Source organism: Paenibacillus sp. FSL W8-0187 (assembly GCF_037969755.1).
In the GTDB taxonomy this organism is placed as follows: Bacteria; Bacillota; Bacilli; order Paenibacillales; family Paenibacillaceae; genus Paenibacillus_AQ.
This window is the reverse complement of record NZ_CP150206.1, coordinates 172,750-182,947: the sequence shown is the minus strand read 5'-3', so window position 1 is coordinate 182,947 and position 10,198 is coordinate 172,750. Positions and strand designations below refer to the sequence as shown.

The following is a 10,198-nucleotide window of genomic DNA, read 5'->3' as shown; positions in this document are numbered from 1 at the left end:
CACAATCTTTTGGTTATCAGAATTAGAACGAAATCGACCTCAGCACCTCCTCGTTGATCCGAATGTTAGCATTGTGTAACTTCTGACTTACCTGCTGTTCCAGCTGCTTCTGAATGTATAGTTGAACCAGGGAAGCTTTAACCTGCTCATACGGCGCATAGCCTTTATCCCTGGTATCGAGAAGCCTGAACATCATAGAGCCTTCCGCATCTTGTTGAATAGCGGTAAACTCACCCGGCTGAGTAGACGTCAGCACATCGTGTAGATAACGCGCTGCATCATCGTCTTTGGATTTGGTGTCTATATCCAGCGTGTCTTTCTGCACCTCAACGCCTGAGGGGCTCAACCTTGCGATAGCTTCCTCGACACTAAACTTCTCAGAGAGTACAAGCTCCTGAAGGGTATTTAGGGTACGGGAGGACTCCGTGCCTGAGGCCGTTACTTTTTCATAAACGAACGCATGCCCCAGATGAAAATATTCGGGTTTGACCTCTTCATAAAGGGCCTTCAGCTCCTTATCGCCAAGCGAATTCCTTGTTTGCTTAACCAACGTATCGATTAATCTTTGATAATTCATGCTCTGCGTATAGGAGTAAAACGAATCGGCACCATACTGCTGAGGACCATATATCGGCTGCCCTTCCCGAATTTTCTGTTGCCTGGTTTCATTCTCCGCTGCCAGATGCCTTAAGAAGGACGCATAGGATACATCCTGGATGATCCCGTGCTGCTTCATCAGGCTCTGTTCGGTTTTTATGCGTGTTACATCCTGCACCGTTTTTTGCCTGGCATAATCAAGCGGTGTTTCTCCCTTATAAGCAGAAGTCCAAAAGTCTTCATTATAATCGGCATTGTGTTTCTGCTTGAAGTAGCTAGTAGTCCATGCTTTATTTTGCCGTAAAAAAAATTGGAACTCCTGAACCGTAACGGGCTCATCATCAATGGTGAGAACGACTTCATCCGCTGAAGCCCGCATCTCCATGTTTAGGACAACGGCAATAATCGCGGTTCCCACAACAAGGCTAAACAATAGGAGTATTAACGTGCGGGCTATAGGCCTTTTCCCAAACATAATCTCCCTCCGTTCTTTTGTAAGCACTTACATTTTAGATCAACCTTATTATAGGAAAGTTAAAAAACAGATATAATGAACAAATTTGACGGATGCCACACGATTTTTACCTCTTTGATTCCGCTGCCTCGTCCCGTTCGTCAGATACACAAAAAACCTCTGCCAGCAGATCGCCGACAGAGGTCTATACCCGTTACATATCTCGCTTTAAGATTCGTACCAATAGCCTTTAATTCCTTGTTCAAGCCGGACCAGCGCCTCCAAATAAAAATAATCTCCCCAGATCATATAATCATCCGGTGCCCGGTCCCCCCTGACATGATAGGATCCGTGCTTCAACAGCCCCTCCGCATCGGGCAGGTCCATCGTTGAATAATGCTCCACCAATGCGCTCATGCTGCGGTTCAAGGCACTCTCGAACAGCATCCTGTCCGGATCACGGTCTTCCATAAGTTCCAAAAGTTCTAGCAATCCGCACGCTGCGACAGCCGATGCGGAGCTGTCGCGCGGTGTGCCCTCATCAATTGGCACATCGAAGTCCCAATAGACAACCCCATCCTCAGCCAAACGTTCGATAAAATATCGGGCAAGACGCTTGGCCGTATCCAAAAATGCCTCATGCTTCGTATATCTGTAAGCCAGTGCAAAACCGTATATCCCCCAAGCCTGACCCCGTGTCCAGGTCGATCCGTCTTGGTACCCTTGATGCGTACCGCCCCGAAGCGCATTTCCATTGTTAACGTCAAAATAGAACGTATGGTAGGAGGACCCGTCCCCACGCACCAGAAATTTCTGGCTCTGCAAGGCATGCTTCATGGCAACATCATAATACTTTGTTTCCCCTGTCTGCTCATGAGCCCAAAATAATAACGGGAGATTCAGCAGACAATCGATGATGATCCGTCCCCCGTTCTCCGGATCATTCGCTGCCCCCCATGCCTGTATGATTTCCATTTGGGGGCGCCACCGTGCCAGCAAGGTGTCCGCCGCCTGGAGTGCCGTCATACGAGCAGTTTCGCTCTCCGTTACACGCCACTGCGCTACCGCAGACAGTGAATATAGAAAGCCGATGTCATGATGATCCAATGCCACGTGCCGATCCAGCCGATCTTTGAAATTGGTCAAATAAGACTCGGCCGCCTCCTTATAGTAGGGATCGTGCCCATACTCGTATGCAAGCCACATCATCCCTACATAGAATCCTTCGATCCAGTCGTTATTATCGCCCCACTCGTATCGCTGGCCCTCGATAATGTGCGGCAATTTCCCCGGATGCTTCCTAATGTTTTGCTTGATTTTCTGAATGGCATCTTCAATTGCACCCTTCCACATGTTCATCCTCCTCTTGCTCCTGTTCTTGTGCTATATGTCCAAACGAAAAAGGACGCTTCCGTTCTCGGCATCCGTAACCACGATGTTTCCTTCGAGTGTGTACTCTACAATCGGAGGGAGGTCGTAGCGCCTCCGATTCTCCTCGCGGTTTGAAGCTCCGTATACGGCTGATATCAAAACATGTTCGCCCGGCTCCAGCTGGACGGTTAGCGTTGGAATCATTGTTCTTGGCTTAAGCAGGTTGGTATTGGCTTCCGGGTAAACCATGACCGCACCGCCGTATCCTTGCACATTGACGATTCCACTGATTCCGCCCGGCATCATCGCAGCCACCCGCTCAGGTTCCGCTTTGACCGCTTCGGTCTCGCTGAGGGCAAAATTCGTCATCCTTCCCACGGCAAATCCGCCCTCAGCCGCAGTCAGACAGCGGTTGGAACGAATATGGTGAATCCGTACATGCCACAGTCCGGCAGGAACCAGCCATGTCCGCACTTCGACATCATGCCAAGGAAGCCATCTGGAGTAAACATGCTGTTCTTCGATGCGGAACTCCTCGCAAAAGCGGCGTACACGATAATGCTCATCGCATTCGCTTAGAGCAAGCATCGAATCGTAAGCCCCCTGTCCGAGGCCATAATACCCTTTGGGAACACTGAAACCAAATCGCGTAGAATAGGCGAATTTTGCATATTTGGCTGCACTGTGCGCCATATCAAAGTTAGCCATCTGACCGGAAGCCAGGGCTGTTATATGTCCATCATCCTCCGGTTTGCAAATCAACATTCTGGCATGAGGCTGGGCTGACACTGATTTCAAGCTTGGCAGGGGTTCCTCTTCCACCATCCAGAACGGATGATCATCCGGCAAATCCAATATGAGAAATGACTTAAACGCCCAGTATGGTGATCCCGGCGCATTGTAGCTCTCCCCCATGATCAAATTGGGGTACGCGTATCCGATACTTAGCAAGCCATCTGACGTAAAGATAGGCTGGGCGAACCACCACCGCAAATGCCTCATAATGATTCCTTTGATTACGCCAAGGGAGAAGGGCTCCACGCCAGCGTATACGAGCGCGCACCAGAAGGAGACCTGCGCGAAGCGATAGGTTTGGCTTCGACCAAAGGGCAGACTGCTTCCATCCTCGGCGAACCAATAAATGAATTGCTCGGCAAACGTCTTCGCCCGCTCCCTATAAATCCGTGCACGCTCAGGATCATCCTGCTCCATCAGCTTCGCGTAGATCAGCGTATAGAAGTGCATCCCAAACGGAATATAATAATCCCGCTGATCTGTCTTGCCGTCCGAATACCATCCATCGCCTAAATAGTAAGTATCGATCATATCGAGATACTCATCCATAATGGCTTGATTGTAAGGCATGCCCACCTTCTTGAAGCCCATATTTACAAGCACCGTAAACATCAGCCAATTGTTCGGATTGGAATGATCCACGAGATTGATCTGATTGAGCCACCGGTACAACTGCTGCTTCTCCTGCTCCTGCAATGGCTCCCACAGCTTATGCGGAGCAAGCGCCAGTCCAAATCCGAATACCGCCTGCTCGACCATACGCTGATCCTGTGTCGTAAACTCTCCCCAATATTCGGCATGCTTCGGGTCCGTACCATTCACGATGCCTTTCAGATACAGGGGCCATAAATCCGATTCGCCGCCTCCACTGGCATGAGGAATTAATCCCCATAAGGGCCTGGCAAAAGCCTCCATAAGTGCAATGGCGTCACTATATAGGGCTGCTGTAGATCCAAGCGTTAGTCCAGCATATCCCGATGTGAATCGCTGCTTCAAAGGCTCCAGCGTGTCCAGGACGGCCTTCTGCAGATCAGCTTTGGTGCGAAGTGGAAGGCCTTGTAGCGATCCTTGTATCTGTTCCATGATCTCACTCTCCTCCTATCGATTATTAACTCCAAGACGTAAACTCGCTCGGCGTCATGCCTATTTCCCGTTTGAACAATTTGATAAAATAGCTCTTGTTGGCATAACCCAGATAGTCCGATATCTCCTCGACAGTCTTATTAGACTGTTGAAGCAGCTGCTTCGCCTTCTGGAGTTTGACCATATTGACATATTCGATAAAATTCTGGTTCGTTTCACGTTTAAACAAGCGGCTGAAATAGCTTGAGTTCAAATTTAAATAACCCGCCATCTCTTCAAGCGTCAATTTCTCGGTCACGTGCTGAATCACATATTTCTGTGCCTGGATGATCTCAGAACGCTTAGAGCGGATGGATAATACGCTTAATCTGCGGGAGAGCTCCGTCAGATATGCCATGATCCAGCTCCGCAGATGCTCCATGGAATGAATATCGTTGATCGCGTCATACAGCTTCTCTTCGGTTATGCTGTCCTGAACCTGTAATGTCACTTTCGTTTTCATCTGTAAATCCATGAGCAGCTGCAGCACCCATTCTTTCACATCTGCAGGAGGGAACCGGTTTGTCTCCACCCATGCCGCCCATTCCTTTACAATCTCCTCTACGTGCTCAGGCCGATTCAAGGCCAGCATGTCATTGATCCGCGAGAAGAATACGGCATACTCTCCATACATATCTCCGCTGGTGAAGGACGCCTTCTCGTACCGGCAGATGCTGGATTCCTCCAGATAGAAGCGATGGCTCCATTCCTTGAGCATGGGCATTAATATAAGCCGAAGCTCTTCAGGTGCTGCGGCTTCCCGTCCCAATAGGCAGGTAACTGATATTTTCAAATATTGTTTCATGGCCGTTATCGCCCGCTGCAGGGAATAGTAGAGTATCTGCTGTTCCTTAACAGGGTCCTCGCAACAGATGAAAACAACCAGTTCTTTGTTGCTGTAATGAAAAATAACGCTGCGGTGCATTGAATCGAGCACTTCCTGCAGCACATTTTCGACCGCGAATGCAATCGTATAATCGTTCATTTTGCGGGTCTTTGAAACTTCGGGCATGCGGTCGATAGAGACAACGAAAGGCAAGTAATATCTGGCCTGAAGGTCGACACCATTTAACCGGGCATGCTTAATCCATGCTTCCTTTGTCCAGGATAACTGGTACAGGGTATCCTTCAGCAATTGATCTTTTAGCGCGGACCGATTGAGCGATTCCTTCTGCATATACATCATCACTTCTGCCGCTTTGTGCTTCTCCTTGCTCAGATCAACGGCGATGTTATGCAGCAGCTGCTGCAGCTGCTCTACATCCAAACTCTCTTTTAGAATATAATCACTCACTTTCAGCTTCATAGCTTGTTGCGCATAATGGAACTCGTTATGACAGGATAAAATGACAGCTCGAAACAAGGGATTCACTGAGTTGAACTTTTCAAGCATCTCCAGGCCATTCATCTTGGGCATTCCGATATCCGTAATAATAATGTCAGGCTGCTTAAGCTGTGCATCCTCCCAAGCCTCCAAGCCGTTCGAGTAACAACCGATCAATTCAACACCCAGCTCTCTCCACGCAATGCTTTGTGACAAATAGCGTACAACAGGATAATCATCGTCCACCAGAATCGCTGTCAACACCATGCTCACCTCTCTCCACCTCGAATGGAAACTTTAACGTGATGTTTGTTCCAATGTCCTGCTCACTGTGAATCTCCAGTTGGGCGTTCGTTCCGTAGATCAGACGAAGGCGCTGAAATACATTCTTGACACCAATGCCGGAAAATCCCTTTTTGGCAGGTGCTGCTGCTCCCTGAACCGAGTCCACATTGGCACGCAGCTCTTGAAGCGCAGCCTCACTCATACCGATCCCGTTGTCACGGACCGTGATGCTGATGTCGTTAGCTCCTTTTTCAGTGATATGGACCGCCTCAATGAAGATGACCCCGGCAAACTGCTCATAGCCATGAATAATAGCGTTTTCAATTATTGGTTGAATCATGAAGCGCGGAACTAACGCTTGCTCGCAGCCTGCCTCGTAATTCACCTCTAGTCTCACCTGGTTGGCATGCCGGAAATTCATGAGCCGGATATAGTGATGAACCGTCTGCACCTCTTCATGAAGTGGAATAAATTCATTATCGCGGTTAATCGTCATTCGCAGCAGGGAAGACAAGGAAGCAATCAATTCGGCGTTCTCTTTATCCCCTTTGATCAGTATGTTAAGCCGGATGGAATTCAGAAGATTAAACATAAAGTGCGGGTTGATCTGAGCCTGCAGCATCTCCAGCTCGGCCTTTCGCTTCTTGGCCTGTTCCACGGTAATTTGCTCAATATTGGATTCGATCCTGTCCAGCATATGATCAATCGTCCGTGCAAGCTGAGTCACCTCATTGTTGCCGCGTATCCCCGAGCGGATATCCAGCTGTCCCCGGCCAATGCGGGTTATGAAGCCGCTCAGTTCCCTCATCGGCTTCGTAAAGGCCGAAATCAACACCATCAAAAGGATACAGAATAAGGTAAAGAAAAGCACCTGCAGCCCAAAACTGATTAATAAAATCTGTTTATACTTGGAGACGGCCGATGATAATGGGATTAAGCTGACCAGATTCCAAGTATTCGGGCGAATGGACTGCTCGGCGTATACATATTCCTGGCCGTCCATTTCAATCGTTCTTGCACGTTCATCCTGATTCCACCAGGTCATTCTGCTTCCGATTAGGGACGGATCGGAGTGAGAGATGACCACGCCCTCCTCATCCAACAGCATCATATCCTGGTCTGAATTAGAGCCGCTCTGAAGATGGTTGCGGATTTTACGTTCATTCACGCTGATGATGACATAACCGATGATGCTATTGGAGGAGGTTCTTATCGGTCGCCCGATCGTAACCAGATAAGAACCATCCTTATCGGCAGTATGAAAATAATTGTCCTGCAATCCCACCCAATAGGTTGAGAACGAGGGAATTTGGTTTAGCTCCGCAAACCACGGCTGCTTGTATAAAATGGCTGGATTAAAGTCGTTGTGAGAATAATTGGTATATGTAAAATCGTTCTTTCCAAGGATGGTGACATAATAATCATCATGCTGCCTAAAGAGCTCATCGAGCAGCCGGATCAAGCGGCTGTAGTTTACAAGGATCTCATTCTTGTATTCCTGCGTGCCCTGCTTCTGCCTGGACATAATTTGCTGTCTGATCTCCGAGTTCGTCAGCACCATGTTGGACAGCTCCAATGTTTGATCCAGAACGCTATTCACATCGGATTGAACCGCTTTTAGTGCATCCTCAGAGCTCACAATGGCCCTATCCAGCAGAAGATCCTTGGTTAAATAATTGGTAACCCAATATATTCCGCCCAGGGGGAGCAGAAAACATAACAGTGCTGACCAGATTAATTTTTTTCGCAATGAAAATTTGGGAATCATCACAGATGCAGTCCTCAAATCTTAATGAATTGGAATAGGGAAAACCTGAGTTTTCCCCTTAACCATCCTCGTATCCTGTTAATGCATTAGGCATATCACGTTCTTGCGAACTCAGCCTAATTTTTATTACTATTCACAACCTCGGTAATCTTCTGATCGATGCTGTCGATCGTTTTGTCCAGATCATGCTTATTCAGAATATACAGCTCTGCTTCTGGAATCACAACATTCTTTGCTTCCTCGGCATATTTTACAGGCACGGGAGCTGATCCTGGCACCGTGTTATTAATCGTATATTTCAGTGACTCCACATCGATCTTCGATGGATCTTTCGAGGAGCCTACAATTGTATCGATCAGCTTATCCGTATCCGACTTGGCCCAGCCGGAGAATACTCTTCCCCCGATTTCGAGACCTTCGGACGTATACCATCTGACGAATTGATAAGCGGCCTCCTTATTTTCGGATTTTGCTGCCACTGCCATATATGTCGGTTGTACCGGGGAGTAATGTTTGCTTTCCCCTTCCAGTTTAGGCAGAGGTGCAAATACGGTTTCGAAGGTAGCCGGAATGGCGTCCGTTCCCCCAGACTCCGCCACCATCCAATCGCCCATAGGGAGCATAGCAGCAAGCCCGTTGAAATATTGATTACGGTAAGCCAGCTTTTGCGAAATAATATCTTCGTACGGGTTCGCACTCTTATCCTCATACATCATTCGCTTCATCATTTCCAGATTAGCTTTCAGCAGTGGGTCCTTGGCATTGGATGTTCCATCGCCTTTAAGAAACGTATTATCAGACGGCTTGCTCATCAATTGCAGCTGGAAGTAATCCGGCCAATTGTGCAGGTAAGCGCCATATCGTTTCTCGACACCGTCCCCCTTGGTCAGCTTCTTCGCGTAACCCTCAAACTCTTTCCACGTCCAGTCCGTTGGGATCGGCAGACCCGCTTCCTCCAACATCGCTTTGTTCATAATGACGAACCAGCGCTGCATGGAGGATGGCAGTGCGTAAATTTTGCCGTTGACTCTGGTATCCACCAAGTATTCATCATCGTATTGGTAGCCATCTTGTTCTATGTAGCTCTCGAGCGGTTCAAAAAGTCCGATGTCTGCCCGCTGCGAATAATTCGTATAAGGAAGCTCGACGATATCCAACCGGTCATTTGAAGCGGCCATCAGGTCCAGTTTTTGCATGGATGCCAGCGAATCGCCCTTCTCGTTCAGGAGATCTAGCTCCACCTTGATGTTTGGATGCTTCTTCTCAAACTCGGGTATAATCTTGCTCCATTGCGCTTTTGCATCTGTCTGCCACGTGCTTAGTTTCAACACAATTTGATCAGGTGCTGCTTCCTTGCCTGCGTCCGCGCTGCCTTGAGCGGCCGAATCAGACGTCGTGCTGCCTCCACCTCCGCAAGCCGAAACAACAAGCGCAAAGGATAAGCTCAACAACATCGCCGATAATCTCTTGATTTTCATATTGACCCTCCTCGAAAGTAACTGCTTCCCGTTATTCATAGAAGTAAGTGCTTACAAAATCATCCTATCATGATCGATCTTTTAGCGTAGTTCCCTATTTTTACGGAAGCCAAACTATTTTGACTTTTTATCAGCCCTTGACTCCGCCAAGCGAAATGCCCTCGATAACCTGCTTCTGACCAATCGCAAAAATGATAAGCAGAGGCAATATGGCCGATACGGCGCCAGCCATCATGAGGGAATATACATCCCCGTATTGGTCCCCAAAGAGTCGGATGCCGAGCTGGATCGTAAACAGATCTTTGGACTTCAAGAAAATTAATGGATACTGATAGTCGTTCCATGTCCAGATGAACCGGAGAATCGCATAAGTAGCGACACCCGGACGGATAAGCGGAAGAGCAATCTGCCAGAAGGTTCGGAAGTGACCCGCCCCATCCATTTTGCCGGACTCGATATATTCATTGTTTACGCCCATGAAAAATTGTTTCAACATGAATGCCCCAATAATACTGAAGCTGTTCAACAGGATCAGACCCGCATGAGTATCAATCAGATTCATCCAATTGAACAATAAGAACTGCGGTACCAGCGAAGCCTGCGGCGGAACCATGTACAAAGCCAGAACAAGCACAAACATGGCATCTCTGCCGCGAAAACGCAGCTTGGAGAAGCCATAGGCTGCAAGTGCGCATACAAACACATTAATGACGGTCGTAGCGATCGTGATATAAATGGAGTTCCAATAATAACGTACGAACTGTCCGCTCCATACCGTCTGGTAGTTCTCTACGGCATTCCAATTTTTCGGAATCCATTCAATCGGAAATTTGAACACATCCATCTCCGGTTTAAAGGAGGTTGACAACATCCATACAAACGGAAGAATAAACAGAATACCGATGAAGGCCATAACGATCGTCCAAATCAATTTGGATATATTTAATTTCATGGGATACCTCTCCTCTCATGCCCGGCTAAATTCAATATTCGATATCGATTAA

General features: G+C 48.0%; 7 protein-coding genes. All 7 read right to left on the bottom strand.

Features of this window, described 5'->3' with window-relative positions; translation table 11 throughout:
- Positions 1 to 22: 22 nt before the first annotated feature.
- Positions 23 to 1,072 carry a peptidylprolyl isomerase gene (locus tag MKY48_RS00895; protein ID WP_339269331.1) on the bottom strand — a complete coding sequence of 350 codons (1,050 nt, stop codon included), beginning with the start codon at positions 1,070 to 1,072 and terminating at the stop codon, positions 23 to 25.
- A 207-nt stretch (positions 1,073 to 1,279) separates the two neighbouring features.
- Entirely contained in the window at positions 1,280 to 2,404 is a 1,125-nt protein-coding gene (locus MKY48_RS00890) for a glycoside hydrolase family 88 protein (protein WP_339273350.1), read from the bottom strand.
- Between the two features lie 30 nt (positions 2,405 to 2,434).
- Positions 2,435 to 4,300, bottom strand: a complete 1,866-nt coding sequence (locus MKY48_RS00885) for a DUF2264 domain-containing protein (RefSeq protein ID WP_339269330.1) — start codon at positions 4,298 to 4,300, stop codon at positions 2,435 to 2,437.
- A gap of 25 nt (positions 4,301 to 4,325) precedes the next feature.
- On the bottom strand, positions 4,326 to 5,930 hold the full coding sequence (locus MKY48_RS00880; RefSeq protein ID WP_339273348.1) for a helix-turn-helix domain-containing protein: 1,605 nt from the start codon (positions 5,928 to 5,930) through the stop codon (positions 4,326 to 4,328).
- Complete coding sequence (locus tag MKY48_RS00875; protein ID WP_339273347.1) at positions 5,899 to 7,716, bottom strand: sensor histidine kinase; 1,818 nt, start codon at positions 7,714 to 7,716, stop codon at positions 5,899 to 5,901. Before MKY48_RS00875 ends, MKY48_RS00880 begins: the two co-directional genes overlap by 32 nt.
- 116 nt (positions 7,717 to 7,832) lie before the next feature.
- Positions 7,833 to 9,194: an extracellular solute-binding protein gene (locus tag MKY48_RS00870; RefSeq protein WP_339269328.1), complete on the bottom strand. Its 1,362-nt coding sequence runs from the start codon at positions 9,192 to 9,194 to the stop codon at positions 7,833 to 7,835.
- Positions 9,195 to 9,324: 130 nt separating this feature from the next.
- Complete coding sequence (locus MKY48_RS00865; RefSeq protein WP_339269326.1) at positions 9,325 to 10,146, bottom strand: carbohydrate ABC transporter permease; 822 nt, start codon at positions 10,144 to 10,146, stop codon at positions 9,325 to 9,327.
- Positions 10,147 to 10,198: the final 52 nt, after the last annotated feature.

What these genes read in the sequence shown, in the direction of transcription:
- MKY48_RS00890 (WP_339273350.1), bottom strand. Translation starts at nt 2,404, where the DNA reads ATGTGGAAGGGTGCAATTGAAGATGCCATTCAGAAAATCAAGCAAAAC.
- MKY48_RS00870 (WP_339269328.1), bottom strand. Translation starts at nt 9,194, where the DNA reads ATGAAAATCAAGAGATTATCGGCGATGTTGTTGAGCTTATCCTTTGCG.
- MKY48_RS00880 (WP_339273348.1), bottom strand. Translation starts at nt 5,930, where the DNA reads ATGGTGTTGACAGCGATTCTGGTGGACGATGATTATCCTGTTGTACGC.
- MKY48_RS00885 (WP_339269330.1), bottom strand. Translation starts at nt 4,300, where the DNA reads ATGGAACAGATACAAGGATCGCTACAAGGCCTTCCACTTCGCACCAAA.
- MKY48_RS00865 (WP_339269326.1), bottom strand. Translation starts at nt 10,146, where the DNA reads ATGAAATTAAATATATCCAAATTGATTTGGACGATCGTTATGGCCTTC.
- MKY48_RS00875 (WP_339273347.1), bottom strand. Translation starts at nt 7,716, where the DNA reads ATGATTCCCAAATTTTCATTGCGAAAAAAATTAATCTGGTCAGCACTG.
- MKY48_RS00895 (WP_339269331.1), bottom strand. Translation starts at nt 1,072, where the DNA reads ATGTTTGGGAAAAGGCCTATAGCCCGCACGTTAATACTCCTATTGTTT.